Origin of the sequence: Burkholderia sp. WSM2232, assembly GCF_000472545.1 — a bacterium.
GTDB lineage: Bacteria > Pseudomonadota > Gammaproteobacteria > Burkholderiales > Burkholderiaceae > Paraburkholderia.
The window spans coordinates 1-16,034 of record NZ_AWZV01000052.1 but is presented as its reverse complement, the minus strand read 5'-3'; the positions used below and the strand labels follow the sequence as shown (position 1 = coordinate 16,034).

Genomic DNA, 16,034 nt, shown 5'->3' with positions numbered 1-16,034 from the left:
GCTCAGGCCAAAAGCTCAGGCCAAAAGCTCAGGCCAAAAGCTCAGGCCAAAAGCTCAGGCCAAAAGCTCAGGCCAAAAGCTCAGGCCAAAAGCTCGGGCCCCAAAAAAGCAGGCCGCGTGTAGGCCAAAAGTCCCGGCCCAAGGGTTCGGGCAACGCCCCCATGCCATGCACTTGCGCCATGCAAATAACCGGAATGAATCGAAAAAGATAGCACGTAGTGCGTAACCGCGCAGACGGGCGCCGCGTCGGCTTCTTTCGCATGCCGCTGGTGCGCGGCCACTGCCGCGTGATTGCCGCGTGATTGCCGCGTCTTGCCGGTCTGGTCCCTCAGCCCCAGCGCTGACGCTGTCGACCCATGCGAGCCCCGCCTCCCCGCGCTGACACAACAGCGCCGACAGGCCGGCACACCGCAAGGCGACCCCTGTTGTCTATGCCCGATCGGCGCTGTCGTTCGCGCGCTGCTTTGCGGCGAAATCGCGCAAGAGCGCCCCAGTTTGCGCATCAGCCGGAAAGAACGCCTCAATCGCCAGTTCGGAGAGCGTCACGTCTACAGGCGTACCGAACACCGTCGTCGTGCTGAAAAACGACAGCACGCCGAGCGGCGTCCGCAATCGCAGCGGCACCGCGATCTGGTTGAACGGACTGTCGCCAGCATCCGGTGCTTCGGCGCCGGGCGGAGTGGGGTAAGCGGCCAGTTCGTCGCGTAAGGCGCTGAGCGTGTCGTCGGCGCTGACGTCGATTTGCCGTTGCAGTCGCGCGAGCACATGGTCGCGCCAGGCGTGCCAGTTGACGATCGACGAAGCGATGCCGTCGGGATGCAGGCTCAGGCGCAACGCGTTCACCGGCGGCTTCAGCAATTCCGGACTCGCGCCCGCGAGCAGCGGCGCGAGCGCATTGTTGGTCGCGACGATTGTCCACTGACGGTCGATGGCAAGTGCGGGATACGGCTCGTGGCCCTTCAATACGAGTTCGACGGCCTCGCGCGCAGCGCTCAATTGCGGATCGGACAGCGGACGCTCGCGAAAGAGCGGCGCATAACCTGCCGCGACCAGTAGCGCGTTGCGCGCCCGCAACGGCACGTCGAGGCGCTCTGCGAGATGCATAACCATTTCGCGGCTCGGCGTCGCGCGGCCGGATTCGACGAAGCTGAGATGCCGCGTCGAAATATCCGCTTCGGCGGCGAGCAGCAATTGGCTCATTCGCCGCCGCTGGCGCCATTCGCGTAGCAGATCGCCGACGCTGCGGCTCGCCGTGGACGGCGCCGACGGGGCGCCTTGCGCAAGAGAAAGTGTGTTCATGCCGCCGATGATAGCCAAAGCGTCGCGGGTATCCATTACCTCCCAAGTAATCGACTCACGTCGCCCAAACCGCGAATCTTCACTCCGAGCCCGCCGCACCGACCCGCGTGCCGAGCGTAGCGCTCAATCAACTCAAAGGAGTAGGAGATGAACGCGCATACCGATCTGATCGACCGTTATTTCGACGCATGGAACGAAACCGTTGACGCGCGCCGCCGCGAACTGATCGCGTCGACGTGGGCAAGCGACGCCGACTACCGCGATCCGCTGATGACGGGTTCGGGCCACGACGGCATCGACGCGATGATCCGTGCCGTGCAGGAGCGCTTTGCGGGCCACACTTTCCGGCGCTCGACCGACGTCGACGGTTTCGGCAACCGCCTGCGCTTTTCGTGGGAGTTGCTGACGCCCGCGGGCGAGGCAATCGTCAAGGGCTCCGACTTCGGCATGGTTGACGCACGCGGTCGTTTGCAGAGCATGACTGGATTCCTCGATCAGGTGCCGGCAGGCGCTCCGGCCTGACCGCCATCGGCACCGGCACCGGCACCAGCACCAGCAGCAGCACCGGCACCGGCACCGGCACCGGCACCGGCACCAGCACCGGCACCGGCACCAGCACCAGCACCAGCACCAGCACCAGCACCAGCACCAGCACCGGCACCGGCACCGGCACCGCCATCGCCATCGCCATCGCCACTGCCACTGCCACTGCCACTGCCACTGCCCAACATCCATCTCCAAGGGAGTCCGTCATGCCCGAACCCGTTAGCGTCACGGCTCGTTCGCCAGTGCGCGAATTCGAGCGTTTCGCAGACACCTTCAACGCGTTCTGCGGCGCAATCGTCGGCTTCGCCCTCCTCGCCGGCACGCGCGCGTTCACTTTCACCGCGTTGCTGGCCTGGCGCGAACCCGTGCTGGGCGGCGCTGGGCTCATGCTGCTCGCGTTGCTCGGCTGGTTGCGGTGGCGCTGGCCCGGCAATGCGGTGACGGTGCAAGGACGCGGGCACGGCGGATCTTGCGCGGCGCGTTGAATCTCGCCGAAGCCCGCGGTGTTGCTTGCTACAATCGTTTGCCGTATTGCGCTCAACGCAAACCATTCCAACAACCGCAAGCAAACTTGCATGGAGACACAGTGCTAAAAAATCTTGATCCGTTGCTCAACGCCGACATCCTGCATGCACTCCGCTCAATGGGCCATGGCGACGAACTCGTGATTTGCGACGCGAACTTTCCCGCCGACTCCGTCGCGCATTCCACGGTGCTCGGCAAGCTGCTTCGTATGGACGGCGCGAGCGCGCCGCGTGCGGTCCGTGCGGTGCTCTCGGTCATGCCGCTTGATACGTTCATCGAACAACCCGCGTCGCGCATGGAAGTGGTCGGCGAGCCGCATACCCTGCCGGCCGTGCAGCGCGAGGCTCAGATCGAGGTGAATTCAGCTGAAGGCCGCGAGGTGCCGTTTGCCTCCATCGAGCGCTTCGCGTTTTACGAGCGCGCGCGCAACGCCTATTGCGTGATTGCGACGGGCGAGGAGCGCGGTTACGGCTGCTTCGTGTTCACGAAGGGCGTGCTGCTCGCGCCGGACGCGCCGCGTTCGTAGTCCGAGGGCCCCGCATTGCGTCAGCGAGCGTCTTTCGCGGGGGTCCCGGCGCTTGCCCGCCTTGGAAAGCGCGGGCAATCCACATATGCTCGGAGGCAGGCCCGGGAACTGCGGCGCTGCAGGCAGGTCTGCTGCTTATTCATCTACAGGAGCACCTCATGACGCGTCCCGTCGATTCCGGCGTTATTCTCATCGCGCGTATTGCGCTCGCCGTTCTGTTCCTGTGGGGCGGCGTGATGAAACTGCTGGGCTATGCGGGTTTTGTCGGCTATCTGCATTCGAAGGGCGTGCCGTTCGTGCAGATCGCCGCGCCAATCGCCGTCGTGGTCGAGGCATTGGGCGGCCTGTTGCTGGTGGTCGGCTTCAAGACGCGGCCGCTCGGCCTCATCATGGCGGTGTACACGGTGGCGACGGCGGTGCTGGGCCACGATTTCTGGAACGTGACCGACGCCGCGTTGCAGCGCGACATGGTGATTCATTTCTGGAAGAACATCGGCATAGCCGGTGGCTTTCTGCTGCTGTTCGTGACGGGCGCGGGGCGCATCAGTATTGACGGCGCTCGCGCTCCGCGCGGCGGGCTAAGCCTGTAGGCGCGGCCCGGTCGGCGAGCCCGCCGGTTCTGCCGTGTTGTCGTATTCGGCTGCAATCAAGGGAGCAACATATGATTCAAAGTTTCGAGCAATCCATCGGCGGCAACGTACTGCAGTTGTGCGCCAGTCTTGGCGAAGGGCCCACGCCGCATCGCGTGATAATCAGCCTTGCGGATTCCGCGAAAACGCTCGTGGTTCTGGATGCTTCGGGCTTCCTCGGCACGATCAAGGCGGAAATCGAGGAGCCCGAAAAGTTGATCGCCGATGCAATCACCAAGGCCCAGAACGAAGGGCTGATCGAAGCCGCGATCAATACCGGCACGATCCAGGAGGCGGCGCTGTAGCGCGCAAGGCGCCGGAACGCGCCGTTCGATCAACCGCTGACAACCCTTGAGGCTGCGAGCCGCAGGGGTTGTTTTTTGCGGATCTTGCGCTCCGCAACGGACTATTCCGCCACCGCAACTCCCTCACCGCCACCTCACACTACCTCGACGCGGCTCGCGCCGTCTCAGCGCGGCTCACGCCACCTCACCGCGACTCACGCCGTCTCAGCGCGACTCACGCCGCCTCAGCGCGACTCACGCCGCCTCAGCGCGACTCACGCCGCCTCAGCGCGACTCACGCCACCTCACCGCGACTCACGCCGTCTCAGCGCGACTCACGCCGTCTCAGCGCGACGCACGCCACCTCAGCGCGACTCACGCCGCCTCACCGCGACTCACGCCGCCTCACCCCACCTCAGCGCGAACGGCCAACTCCCACCGAATCCGTCTCACGCCGCGCCGGCGTAGACGAATGCGGCTGCGGATGCACAAGGCAACTCATCACCCCGCCGAACACCAGCAGACCAACCGAGATCGCGGTCGCCGCCTGCATGCCCGCGACGATCTGCGCTGCAGCCGAACCACTGGCCAGCGCGCCGAATGCCGCCACGCCCACCGCGCCGCCTGCCTGACGCGCCGTATTCAACACCGCGGAGGCCGTGCCGGCGCGCCGCGCCTCCGCCGATGCCAGCACCGCCGTCGTCATGGCCGGCACGGCGAGCCCCATGCCGGACGGGATCATCAGGAACGGCAGAAGCAAGCCGATCAGCGGCGTGTCGGCATCGACGAAATGCAGCAGGCCGTAGCCTAGCCCGGCGGTGACCGCGCCCGCGATCATCGGCACGCGCACGCCGAAGCGTCCGACCACCCAGCCGCTCGCCACGTTCGAAACGAGGAACCCGCCGGTCAACGGCAGAAACGCGAGGCCGGCCTGCAACGGTGTGTAGCCGCGCGCCCGCTGCAGGTACAGGCTCAGCACGAACACCATTCCGTAATAGGTCATGTTCACGCAGATGCCGAACAGCACGGCCGCGCTGAAGCTGCGCTTGCCAAACAGCGAGAGCGGCAGCATCGGCGCACGCGCCCGCGCTTCGACCGCGACGAACGCGGCCCCCGCGAGCACGGCCAGCACGAAGCCGCCGGTGACGAGCGGATGACTCAGCCCGAGCGGCCGCCACTCGATCACCGCGGCCACGAAGGCGGTCAATGCGACGACCGCGAGCGACTGGCCGGCCAGATCGATGCCGCGCGCACTAGCGTCGTTTTGCGCGGCGTCGGGCGACGCAGGGCGGTGGGCTTGCGGGCGCGGCACGCACAGCAGCGTCGCGAGAAAACCGGCTGCGCAAATCGGCAGGTTGACGAGAAAAATGCTGCGCCAGCCGAAGGCCGCGATCAGAAGGCCGCCCGCCACCGGGCCCGCCGCGATGGAAATCGCGCCCGACGCCGTCCACAGACCGACCGCGCGGGCGCGAAGTTTCGGATCGTGACCATACGACTGGTTGAGCAGCGCTAGCGAATTCGGCAGCATCGCAGCGGCGCCGACGCCTTGCAGCGCGCGTGCCGCGACGAGCATGGGCGCGTCGAGCGCGAGGCCGCACGCGAGCGAGGCCAGCGCGAACAGCACGATCCCCGCCGCATACACCCGGCGTGCGCCGAAGCGGTCGCCGAGCGCGCCGGCCGACAGCATCAGCACGGCAAAAGCGAGCGTGTACGCGTCGACGACCCACTGCAGACCCGCGACGTTCGCGTGCAGATTCGCGCCGATCTCCGGTAACGCGATGTTGACGATGGTCACGTCGAGCTGCGTGACGACGAAGCCCACGCTGACAGTCGCGAGCACGCGGCCGAGGGCGGGCGAAACGGATGTTTTCGAGGAGTTCATGCTGAACATCGTAGGCCGATCGGGCAGGCGATGTTTCGGCGCGGTGTGAAGTGTCGATGTGAGACGACAGGCGAGCGGCAGCGGCCAGTATGCCCCAAAGCGAAAACGGCACGCCTTCAGGCGCGCCGTTCGCATCGTCACATCAAACGCGGTATTACCGGGTCTTCGGCGCGTCTTTAATGAACAACGTGGTCAGCGCGCCGAGCACGCATAACCCGCCGACGTACAGCGGCGCTGCCATCGGATTGGATTTCATCATCAGCGAGACGGCAATCGGCGTAAGTCCGCCGAACACCGCATACGCGACGTTGTACGAAAACGAGATGCCCGAAAAGCGCACGACTGGCGGGAACGCTTTCACCATCACGAACGGAATCGCGCCGATCACGCCGACGAAAAGGCCCGCCGCGCCGTACAGCGGCACGAGCGCGGAAGTGTCGACGGCCAGTTGCTGGAACATCGCGTAGTAGGTCACCGCCAGCAGCAGTCCGCCGACGAAGATCGTGCGCCCCGCGCCCACGCGGCCCGCGATCGAACCGGCCATCACGCAGCCGATAGTCAGACACAACGTCGCCACGCAGTTGGCGAGCAGCGCGGTGGCGGGCGCAACATGGAACTGCTTTTGCAGCAGCGTCGGCGTCATCAGAATCACGACGACGATCGCGGCGGACAGCATCCACGTGAGCAGCATCGACACGATCACCGCGCGGCCGTGATCGCGCAGCACGGCCTTGAGCGGCACTTCGGCGGCAATCGCCTTGCGCTGCTTGAGCTCGGCGAACACCGGCGTTTCATGCAGCCAGCGGCGCAGATAAACCGAGAACATGCCGAACACGCCGCCGATCAGGAACGGCAGACGCCACGCGTAATCGGTGATCTCGGCGGGCGCGAAATTGCGATTCACCGCCGATGCGATCAGCGAGCCCAGCAGAATGCCCGCCGTGAGGCCGGCCGTCAGTGTGCCGCACGCGTAGCCGACGTGCCGCTCGGGCACGTGCTCGGAGACGAATACCCATGCGCCGGGCACCTCGCCGCCGACCGCCGCGCCTTGCATCACGCGAAACAGCAGGAGCAGAACCGGGGCCATCACGCCGATGCTCGCGTAGGTGGGCAACAGGCCCATCATCAGCGTCGGCACGGACATGAGCAGCACCGAGAGCGTGAACATGCGCTTGCGGCCGAACAGGTCGCCGAAGTGCGCCATGATGATGCCGCCGAGCGGCCGCGCCAGGTAACCCGCGGCGAAGATGCCGAAAGTCTGCACCTGGCGCAGCCAGTCCGGCATGGCAGCCGGGAAAAACAGCTGACCGATTGCCGGCGCGAAAAACACGAAGATGATGAAGTCGTAGAACTCGAGCGCGCCGCCCAAGGCCGCGAGGCCGAGCGTTTTGTAGTCGCTGCGCCCAAGCGGGCGTGGGGTGACAGCCTGCGCTCCACCCAGATTTGTTGCTTGCATTGCTATGTCGTTGTATTGAATGGAAAAACCACGTGTGGCGTGGAAAAACGGCGGTCGTCGGCGAGAAGTGTGGGAACGGCTGGGTAGAGCGCGGGACACCGGCGCGCCGTCCCGGGTAGGGCGGCGCGGTGACGAAAGAAGCCAGCCCGCGATTTTACAGGATCGGCGCCGGACGTTTCGGGAAGTGCTTAATTAGATTGGGAAAGTTGCGCCGATGCCGGGCGTCCTGCGACGTCGCACAGGGGCGCGTGGGCCACGCGTAAGTTGTTGTAGTCCGTTGCCGTTCGTCGAACGGATTTGTCTGAGCCGTCGCCAAATTAGGATTGATCCTATGGGATAGGGCCGGTGGGCCTTCGAGAATCGCGTCCACGCCATTGTAAAGAGCTATCCCATGCGTATTGCCATACTCCAACGCGATCCCGTCGTGCGCCAGTCGATCGAAAAAGTCCTGACGGCTGCCGGCCATACCTGCGCGAGCTACGACGACGGCCTGACCATGTCGAAAACGCTGGCGCGTTCCACGGTCGACCTGCTGGTGCTGGACTGGCACGGCACCCGCCTGTCGGGCACCGAGGTGCTGCGGACGGCACGCGCGGTCGGCGGCGACCGCATGCCGGTGATTTTCGTGTCGCGCGAGACGTCGGAGGAGAGCATGGTGCGCGCGTTCGTCAACGGCGCCGACGACTACGTTGCATTGCCGCTTCGCCCGGCGGAGTTCCGCGAACGCGTCTGCGCGCTGCTGCGGCGTGCCTATCCTGAGCGCTTCGGCAGCGTGAGCTTCGACGTGGGCCCGTACCGCTTCGACATGCATCGCCAGATCGTCATGCTGCGCGGCCAGCCGGTCGCATTGTCGGGCACGCAGTACCGGCTGGCATCGCTGTTCTTCTCGAACATCGGCCGCGTGATGTCGCGCGATCACATCTTCGCGATGGTGTGGGGCCGCGAATTTCGCGAGTTCACCCGCACCATCGACAGCCATGTGTCGCGGCTGCGTCTCTTGCTCGAGATCGAGCCGCAAAACGAATTTCGTCTGCAGCCGGTGTACAAGAGCGGCTACAGGCTGCTGCATCTGCGCCACGATTCCATGCACACCGAGCCGCAGGCGGCCTGATGCGCCGTCGCACCCGGCGCAGGTTCAAACGCGGGGCAATTGTGGCCGCGTTTCGAGCGACCTGCGGATCAACGCCTCCACCGCCGCGCGCTCCTCGCCCACCAGCGGCAGCCGCGGCGGGCGCACCGGCTCCGTGCCGAGTCCCACCATCGTTTCGGCGAGCTTGATGTTCTGAACCAGCTTCGACGAGACGTCGAGCGCGAGCAACGGCGCGAACCAGCGATAAATCGCCCGCGCTTCTTCCAGTCGTCCCGCTTTCAGCAATTTGTAGATCGCCACGGTCTCATGCGGGAATGCGCAGACGAGACCGGCCACCCAGCCATGCGCACCCATCAGCATGGCTTCCATCGCAAGATTGTCGACACCGCACAGAATCGCGAAGCGATCGCCGACCGCGTTGATCAGATCGGTCACGCGCCGCACGTCGCCGCACGATTCCTTGATCGCCACGATCTTCGGCTCGTCCGCGATCTCGGCGAACATCTCGGGCGTCATGTCGACGCCGTACGCCAACGGATTGTTGTAGATCATCAGCGGCAACGCGCTCGCGTCAGCGACGCTGCGAAAATGGTGGAGCGTTTCGCGCCGGTCCGACAGGTAGCGCAAGCCCGGCAGCACCATATAGCCGGCAGCGCCGTGGCGACTGCCGGCTTCGGCCTGGCGGCACGCGTCGAGCGTACTGTTTTCCGCGATCGTCAGCAGCACCGGCACGCGGCCGCGCGACGCCTGCACGGCGATGTCGAGCACTTGCAGCTTTTCGTCGAGTGAGAGTGTCGAGGCTTCGCCAAGCGATCCGCATACGATGATGCCGTCCACGCCCGCGTCGATCTGCGCTTCGATATTCTTGCCGGTCCACGCGCGGTCTATGCTGAAATCCGCGTTGAACTTGGTGGTGACCGCCGGCAATACGCCTTCCCAGATATGCGCCACGACTGCTCTCCTGAATGTGATGAGTCCAAGCGCAGTGTAAGCAGCGAAAACGCCGCCGTCTTGCGCGAATCGCGCGCAGCGGGTGACGATTTCGGCACAATCGCTGTAGCGTGGGAGGTTCCTGCAGTCGGCCACGGCTGTTGGCGACGAGCTGCTGGCAACCCGCTCGAAACCCGCTACAAGCCCGCGACGTAGGGCGCTGTCTTTCTGCTGTCACACGCTGCATTGCAGCTTCGCTGCCCGGTTCGCGCAAAGCAACGTCTCGAAGGCTCTGACCCGCGGCGCCCTCAGCGCCGAAAACAGCATTCTTCTACTTTGGCCGTACGCCGCGCGGCAACCGGCCGTCTATGCCGAAATCGTCACAAACCACGCGCAGGCGCAACAAGACTGCCCCGCGTGCAGTTCCTACCATGTGCGTCATGAAAACGCTCAATATCATCGACTCCCACACCGGCGGTGAGCCGACCCGCCTCGTCGTGTCGGGCGGCCCGGACCTCGGCGGCGGCACACTCGCGCAACGGCTGGAGATTTTCCGCAGCCAGTTCGACGAGTGGCGCGCCGGCATCGTCACCGAACCGCGCGGTTCCGACGTGGTGGTCGGCGCGCTGCTCTGCGAGCCCGACGACCCGTCCTGCGCGGCCGGCGTGATCTTTTTCAACAACGTCGGTTATCTCGGCATGTGCGGGCACGGCACGATTGGCCTCGTGGTGTCGCTCGCGCACATGGGGCGGATCGGACCGGGGCGTCACCGGATCGAGACGCCCGTCGGCGTCGTGGAAGCCACGCTGAACGAAGACGGCAGCGTGGCGGTGCGCAACGTGCCGGCGTACCGCTACCGCAAGTGCGTCGAAGTGGACGTGCCCGGTCATGGCGTGCTCACGGGCGATATCGGCTGGGGCGGCAACTGGTTCTTTCTCGTCGCTGAACACGGCCATGTGCTCGATGCTGCGCGCATTCCGGAGCTGACGGCCTTCAGCGCCGCGATACGCGACGCGCTCATCGAAGAGCGCATTACCGGTGCGGATGGCGCGCTGATAGACCATATCGAACTCTTCGGGCCCGGCTCGCGCGAGGGCGTGGACAGCCGCAGTTTCGTGCTCTGTCCGGGCAACGCGTACGACCGCTCGCCATGCGGCACAGGCACCAGCGCGAAGGTGGCATGCCTCGCGGCGGACGGCAAGCTCGCCGAAGGCGCGCTGTGGCGGCAGGAGAGCATTATCGGCAGCGTTTTCGAGGCAAGCTACCGGCAGGCGGGCGACGGCGTCCACGTGATTCCGACCATTACCGGGCATGCGCATATCACGGCGGAAGGGCGCCTGTGCTTCGACGAGCGCGATCCGTTCGCGTGGGGCATCCGCACCGCATGACCGCCGATGCGTTGATTGTCGGCGCGGGCATTGTGGGTGCGGCATGCGCGGCCGAACTCGCCGGGCTCGGCATGCGCGTCGAGGTGCTCGATGCGCAAGGTATCGGCGGCGGCGCGACGGCGGCCGGCATGGGCCATATCGTCGTGATGAACGACTCGCCAGCGGAACTGGCGCTCTCGCATTATTCGCGCGAGCTCTGGTTGCAAGTCGCGCCGCAGTTACGCGCGCGCGATGCGTTCGCGCGCTGCGGCACGCTGTGGCTTGCCGCGGACGAAGAAGAATGGCAAGCCGCCTGCGCCATGCATGCCGCCTACCAGGCGCACGGCGTCGCGGCGCAACTACTCGACGCGCCCGCGCTACGCGAAGCGGAGCCGGCGGTGGCCGCTTCGCTCGTTGGCGGTTTGCGCATCGAGCACGACAGTATCGTCTACGCGCCGACCGCGGCCGAGTGGCTGCTTAGGCGCTCGCCGGCCGCCGCCAATATCAGCGTGCGATCCGGCGCGCCGGTCGTTCGCGTCGATGCGAGCAGCGCGACGCTCGCCAACGGCGAGCGGCGCAGCGCGGCGCATGTGATTGTCGCGAACGGGATGGGTGCTCGGCAGCTGATTGCGGCGCTGCCGCTGCAACCGAAGAAAGGCCACTTGCTGATCACCGACCGCTATCCCGAACTGATACATCATCAACTGCTCGAGCTTGGATATATCAAGAGCGCGCACCACGCGAGCGGCACTTCCGTCGCGTTCAATGCGCAGCCGCGTCCCACGGGGCAAGTGCTGGTGGGCTCGTCGCGTCAATTCGATACCACCGACCCAGCCGTCGAGATGCCCGTGCTTGCGCGCATGCTACAGCGCGCGGCGCACTATCTGCCGATGTTGCCGCAACTGAACGGCATACGCGCGTGGACCGGTTTTCGCGCGGCTTCGCCGGATGGCTTGCCGCTGATCGGTGCGGCCGGCGAGTGTGCGCCCGGCGTGTGGCTCGCCGTCGGTCATGAGGGTTTGGGTGTGACGACTTCGCTCGCGACGGCGAAGCTGCTTGCCGCACAAATCGTCGGCAGTGCAGCGGCCATTGCTGTCGAGCCTTATCTGCCGGGCCGGTTGATGCACGAGGTGACGCATGAGTGAGAGCGGGGCGGCGCGCGTCCGTCTGAGCGTGGACGGCGTGGTTATCGAGGTGGACGCCGGCACGACGGTGGCTGCGGCTCTGATTCTGGCCGGCGCCTTTAGCGGCACGCGCGTGTCCGTGCGCGGCGAGCCGCGTGCCGCGTTCTGCGGCATGGGCATTTGTCAGGAATGCCGCGTCACGATAGACGGCCGCGCGCACGTGCTGGCGTGCCAGACGCTGTGCCGCAACGGCCAGATGGTGCGCACGCAGAAGGCGGACCCGCGATGAGATGCGGATCTGGCATTGCGTCGACGCGGGCTTGCCAGCGGTGGTCCGCCTCGCTACCCGCGACACACACAAGCTCGACGCCTCATCGCTGCCGCTGCGATCGCGCCCTCGGCCATTGCGCGGAGCTACACCTCATTCACGAAGTCAAGGCGGACCCAACGTGAGCCAGCATTTCGACGTCATGGTGGTAGGCGCGGGTCCGGCGGGCCTCCACGCCGCGCTTGCGGCGGCGCGCGAAGGCGCGAGGGTGGCCTTGCTCGACGACAACCCGCACGCCGGCGGCCAGATCTGGCGTCAAGGCCCCGGCGGCTCGCCGCCGGCGCCGCTGCACACCCTGCTTGCCGAGCTACACCGTCGCCGCAACGTCATTCACTTTGCTTCGGCTCGCGTCGTCGCGCCGCTCTCCCAGCATGAGCTTCTGATCGAATCCGCGGAACTGGGCGGCGTATGCATGACCTACGGGCGCCTGATTCTCGCGACCGGCGCGCGCGAGCGCCTGCTGCCGTTCGCCGGCTGGACCTTGCCGGGCGTGACCGGCGCGGGGGGACTTCAGGCGTTGATCAAGGGCGGCACGCCGGTGCGGGGCGAGCGCGTCGTGATTGCGGGCAGCGGTCCGTTGCTGATCGCCGCATTGGCAACTGCGCGCGCGGCCGGCGCGCGGGTGCTGGCGGTCGTCGAGCAAGCTTCGGCTGCCCGTGTCGCGCGTTTCGGCGCGTCGTTACTGAGCGAACCGTCGAAGTTGTGGCAGGCCGTCAGCATGACGCGCGGCTTCGCTGGCGTGCACTACTGGAGCGGCAGTATGGTCGAGGCGGCGCGCGGCGAGGGCCGGGTTCAGCAGGTCACGATACGGCGCGGCGAGCGCCGCGTGACGCTCGATTGCGAGCGCGTCGCGTGCGGCTTCGGGCTTGTGCCGAACATCGCGCTTGCGCAGGCGCTCGGCTGTGCGATTGACAACGGGGGCGGCATTGTCGTCGATGACGCGCAGCGCACCTGCGTCGACGGCATCTTCGCGGCCGGCGAGTGCACCGGCGTGGGCGGCGCGGAACTGGCAGCGGTCGAAGGCGAACTTGCGGGCCTGGCGGCGGGCGGTGCAACGCTGAATTGCAGCGCACTGCACGCCCGGCGAGCGCGCTGGCGGCGCTTCGCGGCGCGTGTCGAAACGGCCTTCGCTTTGCAGTCCGCCGCCCGCACGCCGCCCGCCGACGACACGCTGTTATGCCGCTGCGAGGACGTGAGCGTCGGTGAAGTGCGCGGGTTCGACAACTGGCGCGACGCGAAGCTGCATACGCGCTGCGGCATGGGCGCTTGCCAGGGCAAGGTGTGCGGGACTGCTGCCAACGTCTACTTCGACTGGCCGTGCGCGGCGCCGCGTCCGCCGTTCAGTCCCGCGCGGATCGGCACGCTGATGGCGGCAGGCGCGCCGCCGCCGGGTGACGAATGACGCGCGGGACCGTCGCCGGGTGCGCTTATTGGCGGCGAATGCGCGGCTTTATAATCGACGGCGCATGCAGCGCGAATCACACCACCACACAGCGAGGCGCAGACGCACGCAGCGCCTGGCGCATGCTCTCATGGACGGCTCGGACCCACGGACCCGCACGATGAACACGCTGGCTCGGCAATTTTCACCTGAGGAAACAACGTTGTCCGGCATGCTGTCGCATTTCAGGCAACTCGAGCCGGTATTCGACGCGCTGCCCGACGTCGTGTTCTTCGTGAAGGATGCCGACGCGCGCTACGCGCTGGTGAACCGCACGCTTGCTTCGCGCTGCGGCTTCAAGGAGAAGGCGGCGCTTCTCGGCAAGACGGCCGAGGACGTGTTCCCGCGCCGCTTTGGCCGCATTTATACGGCACAGGACGAAGGCGTCATTCACGTCGGCAATCAGATGATCGACCAGTTGGAGCTGCACCTGTATCCGGGACGGCAGCCGGGCTGGTGCCTGACGAGCAAGCAGCCGCTGCGCGACGCGGCGGGCAAGGTTATTGGGCTGGCCGGCATTTCACGCGATCTGAGAGCGGACGAAAGCAGCCATCCCGCTTACAGCAGGCTCGCCGCGGTGGTGCAGTTCATCCAGGAAAACTACGTGCAGCCGTTGAACCTGAAGCAACTGGCCGTGATGGCGGACATGTCCGTTGCACAACTCGAGCGCTATTTCCACAAGGTGTTTCATCTGACGCCGCGCCAAGTTTTGCTGAAAACGCGGCTCGATGCCGCCACCGCGCTGCTGCTTTCCCACGACAAGGTCACCGATGTCGCCGCCCTGTGCGGCTACACCGACCACAGCGCCTTCACGCGGCAATTCAAGGCGACGGTCGGCGTCACGCCGACCGAATACCGGATGCTGCTGCACGGCACGTCGACCAATTGATATCCGGCTTATGGCTCGCCGCAAGCATCACTATTACGTGTACGTCGTCGCGCTCGACGACCAGGTGTGGAACGAGGCGCGCTTTCGCCGCGCGAATCCGGATTACCGGTTCGACAAGCCTTGTGTGTATGTGGGCATGACCGGGCTCGATCCCGATCTGCGCTTCGACCGGCATAAGGCCGGCATTCAGGCAAATCGCTACGTGCGCGACTACGGCTTGCGTCTCGTGCCCGAGCTGTATGAGGTGTTCAATCCCATGCCGTATCGCGGCGCGCAGGACATGGAAGTGGAGTTGGCGATTGGACTACGCGAAGCAGGTTACGGCGTGTGGCAGGCGTGAGGGTGCTTTATTTGACGCCCAGTCCGCGCAACACTGCATTGCCTTCCGGCGTGAGGCGGATGCGCGAGCCGCCAGCTTCGTTCGAAATGGTCTCGATCAAACCGGCTTCGTGCAGTTGCGGAATCTCGGGCTTGGCGGATGCGTCGATCGGCGCGTGCAGAAGCAGCAGCAGCGTCGCCAGTTCGTGATGGCTCAGCAGGCGGCGCAGGATGGTTGGGCGACGCGCCGGCGCAGCGGTCTCATTGGTATTCTGTTCGGGCTGGTTCATGTGCGTACCTCGTGCGATATTGTCCGAGGCATGATGGGGACGAAGTCTTAAACGATTCTTAAGAGGCATTGTCCTGTAACACCGTGACACGAAGATGGCAGCGGCGCAACTTACCAACCCTTGACGGACAGCTTCCGGCAGCGCCTGGCGGGCTTACGGCGCGCAGGTTTTGACGGCCGTTTCGATCCACAGATTGTTGACATGGCGCTTGCCTGCGTAGAAGCGGTAAGTGGTCGCACCATTGTCGCTGCGCACCTTGATGACGTTCGAATCGCCGAAGTCGAGCATCTGGCCCTGCGGGATCGAGGTGGATTTGAATGCGGCGTTGTGGTTGGAGGCGAGTTGCGTGAGGCAGGCGACGACGTCGTTGACCGAGCGCTGCGTCGTGGTGTCCGTGACCGGCTCGCCGGCGTCCGGGTTCTTCTGAAAATACGCGCAAGCGCTGAGAAAGAGGGGAACTGACAGGACCACGGCAAACTTCTTCATATCTCTCCTGGCGTTTCATTCGGCGGGCGGTGGATGCGGGCGAGCCCGAGGCGGCGCGAGGGGTTGCGGCCGCGGCTGCCCTCGCCGCTGCCGCGGCAATATGACGGGTGACACGCCGCGCGGCGCGCACCGCGGACCAGGCGTCATTATATCGGGCGAGGGCGCGCCACCAGCCGGTGCCGCATGGTGCGTGCCTGATGGGCTTGGCGGGTCGCCGATTGGCGCTGTTGTTTGTTGCCGCTTGTCGCCGCCGATTATCGAAGTCGCCGGTTTCTACGGCGCTTATCTGCGCCCTTTATCCTTTATCCGTGCCGCGTACCGCAGCCCCGCCGCCTACCTGCGCCGCCTACCTGCGCCGCCTACCTGCGCCGCCTACCTGCGCCGCCTACCTGCGCCGCCTACCTGCGCCGCCTACCTGCGCCGCCTACCTACGCCGCTGCGCCTGGGCCGCGAGCCGCACCGCCGCGTTTCCCGCGCCGTAGCCGTCATAGCCGCCGCGCCGCTCGACGATCTCCATGAAAAAGCGCTGATCCAGCTGTTCCGTGTAGGCGTGGAAGAATTCCCCACCGCGCTCATCGCGGTCGTACAGGATGTTGTGCTCCCGCAGCGCTTCGAGCATGTCGT

Annotated in this window: 19 protein-coding genes and 1 pseudogene; 12 read left to right on the top strand and 8 right to left on the bottom strand. The window is 65.9% G+C overall.

The features are described 5' to 3' along the window. Positions 1-429: 429 nt before the first annotated feature. Positions 430-1,299 (bottom strand): helix-turn-helix domain-containing protein, encoded by an 870-nt coding sequence (locus F757_RS0129205; protein WP_232221480.1) that lies wholly within the window; start codon positions 1,297-1,299, stop codon positions 430-432. Positions 1,300-1,446: 147 nt separating this feature from the next. On the opposite strand from F757_RS0129205, the gene F757_RS0129200 reads away from it, so the two are divergent. Then, entirely contained in the window at positions 1,447-1,821 is a 375-nt protein-coding gene (locus F757_RS0129200; RefSeq protein ID WP_027214430.1) for a nuclear transport factor 2 family protein, read from the top strand. Here F757_RS0129200 and F757_RS35970 read toward each other — a convergent pair. Continuing rightward, positions 1,727-2,020 carry a hypothetical protein gene (locus F757_RS35970; protein ID WP_156923771.1) on the bottom strand — a complete coding sequence of 98 codons (294 nt, stop codon included), beginning with the start codon at positions 2,018-2,020 and terminating at the stop codon, positions 1,727-1,729. The two genes, F757_RS0129200 and F757_RS35970, sit on opposite strands and share 95 nt — an antisense overlap. A gap of 31 nt (positions 2,021-2,051) precedes the next feature. Here F757_RS35970 and F757_RS0129195 point away from each other — a divergent pair, with 31 nt between their 5' ends. From F757_RS0129195 to F757_RS0129180, 4 genes are all read left to right on the top strand, one after another. Further along, complete coding sequence (locus F757_RS0129195) at positions 2,052-2,330, top strand: hypothetical protein (RefSeq protein WP_027214429.1); 279 nt, start codon at positions 2,052-2,054, stop codon at positions 2,328-2,330. A gap of 101 nt (positions 2,331-2,431) precedes the next feature. After that, a complete protein-coding gene (locus tag F757_RS0129190; RefSeq protein ID WP_027214428.1) occupies positions 2,432-2,896 on the top strand; it encodes an RbsD/FucU family protein in 465 nt (154 codons plus the stop codon). A gap of 158 nt (positions 2,897-3,054) precedes the next feature. Beyond that, positions 3,055-3,486 (top strand): DoxX family protein, encoded by a 432-nt coding sequence (locus F757_RS0129185; protein WP_027214427.1) that lies wholly within the window; start codon positions 3,055-3,057, stop codon positions 3,484-3,486. A 71-nt stretch (positions 3,487-3,557) separates the two neighbouring features. After that, positions 3,558-3,830 (top strand): hypothetical protein, encoded by a 273-nt coding sequence (locus F757_RS0129180; protein WP_027214426.1) that lies wholly within the window; start codon positions 3,558-3,560, stop codon positions 3,828-3,830. Between the two features lie 394 nt (positions 3,831-4,224). Here F757_RS0129180 and F757_RS0129175 read toward each other — a convergent pair whose 3' ends face one another. Together F757_RS0129175 and F757_RS0129170 are read right to left on the bottom strand one after the other, a co-directional pair. Continuing rightward, a complete protein-coding gene (locus F757_RS0129175; protein ID WP_027214425.1) occupies positions 4,225-5,691 on the bottom strand; it encodes an MFS transporter in 1,467 nt (488 codons plus the stop codon). A 154-nt stretch (positions 5,692-5,845) separates the two neighbouring features. Beyond that, entirely contained in the window at positions 5,846-7,147 is a 1,302-nt protein-coding gene (locus F757_RS0129170) for an MFS transporter (protein WP_027214424.1), read from the bottom strand. Between the two features lie 391 nt (positions 7,148-7,538). Here F757_RS0129170 and F757_RS0129165 point away from each other — a divergent pair, with 391 nt between their 5' ends. Then, a complete protein-coding gene (locus F757_RS0129165; RefSeq protein WP_027214423.1) occupies positions 7,539-8,258 on the top strand; it encodes a response regulator transcription factor in 720 nt (239 codons plus the stop codon). Between the two features lie 24 nt (positions 8,259-8,282). Here the strand turns inward: F757_RS0129165 and F757_RS0129160 are convergent, their stop codons facing one another. After that, a complete protein-coding gene (locus tag F757_RS0129160) occupies positions 8,283-9,188 on the bottom strand; it encodes a dihydrodipicolinate synthase family protein (RefSeq protein WP_027214422.1) in 906 nt (301 codons plus the stop codon). A gap of 410 nt (positions 9,189-9,598) precedes the next feature. Between F757_RS0129160 and F757_RS0129155 the strand changes: the two genes are divergently transcribed. The 6 genes from F757_RS0129155 to F757_RS0129130 all read left to right on the top strand — a co-directional run bounded on the left by F757_RS0129155 (position 9,599) and on the right by F757_RS0129130 (position 14,656). Then, a complete protein-coding gene (locus F757_RS0129155) occupies positions 9,599-10,555 on the top strand; it encodes a 4-hydroxyproline epimerase (RefSeq protein ID WP_027214421.1) in 957 nt (318 codons plus the stop codon). Then, on the top strand, positions 10,552-11,679 hold the full coding sequence (locus F757_RS0129150) for an NAD(P)/FAD-dependent oxidoreductase (RefSeq protein ID WP_027214420.1): 1,128 nt from the start codon (positions 10,552-10,554) through the stop codon (positions 11,677-11,679). The genes F757_RS0129155 and F757_RS0129150 overlap by 4 nt, the downstream gene beginning before the upstream one ends. Further along, positions 11,672-11,947, top strand: coding sequence for a (2Fe-2S)-binding protein (locus tag F757_RS0129145; protein ID WP_027214419.1), 276 nt, complete (start codon positions 11,672-11,674; stop codon positions 11,945-11,947). Before F757_RS0129150 ends, F757_RS0129145 begins: the two co-directional genes overlap by 8 nt. Before the next feature lie 160 nt (positions 11,948-12,107). Beyond that, positions 12,108-13,388, top strand: a complete 1,281-nt coding sequence (locus F757_RS0129140; protein ID WP_027214418.1) for an FAD-dependent oxidoreductase — start codon at positions 12,108-12,110, stop codon at positions 13,386-13,388. A gap of 160 nt (positions 13,389-13,548) precedes the next feature. Then, positions 13,549-14,316 carry an AraC family transcriptional regulator gene (locus tag F757_RS0129135; protein WP_013342747.1) on the top strand — a complete coding sequence of 256 codons (768 nt, stop codon included), beginning with the start codon at positions 13,549-13,551 and terminating at the stop codon, positions 14,314-14,316. A gap of 10 nt (positions 14,317-14,326) precedes the next feature. Continuing rightward, positions 14,327-14,656 carry a hypothetical protein gene (locus F757_RS0129130; RefSeq protein WP_013342748.1) on the top strand — a complete coding sequence of 110 codons (330 nt, stop codon included), beginning with the start codon at positions 14,327-14,329 and terminating at the stop codon, positions 14,654-14,656. 7 nt (positions 14,657-14,663) lie between these two features. Here the strand turns inward: F757_RS0129130 and F757_RS0129125 are convergent, their stop codons facing one another. From F757_RS0129125 to F757_RS34320, 3 genes and pseudogenes are all read right to left on the bottom strand, one after another. After that, complete coding sequence (locus F757_RS0129125) at positions 14,664-14,924, bottom strand: hypothetical protein (RefSeq protein WP_027214417.1); 261 nt, start codon at positions 14,922-14,924, stop codon at positions 14,664-14,666. Between the two features lie 153 nt (positions 14,925-15,077). Further along, positions 15,078-15,410, bottom strand: coding sequence for a hypothetical protein (locus F757_RS0129120; RefSeq protein WP_027214416.1), 333 nt, complete (start codon positions 15,408-15,410; stop codon positions 15,078-15,080). A gap of 424 nt (positions 15,411-15,834) precedes the next feature. Further along, a pseudogene (locus F757_RS34320) lies at positions 15,835-16,034 on the bottom strand (4-hydroxyphenylpyruvate dioxygenase); the annotation flags it as partial.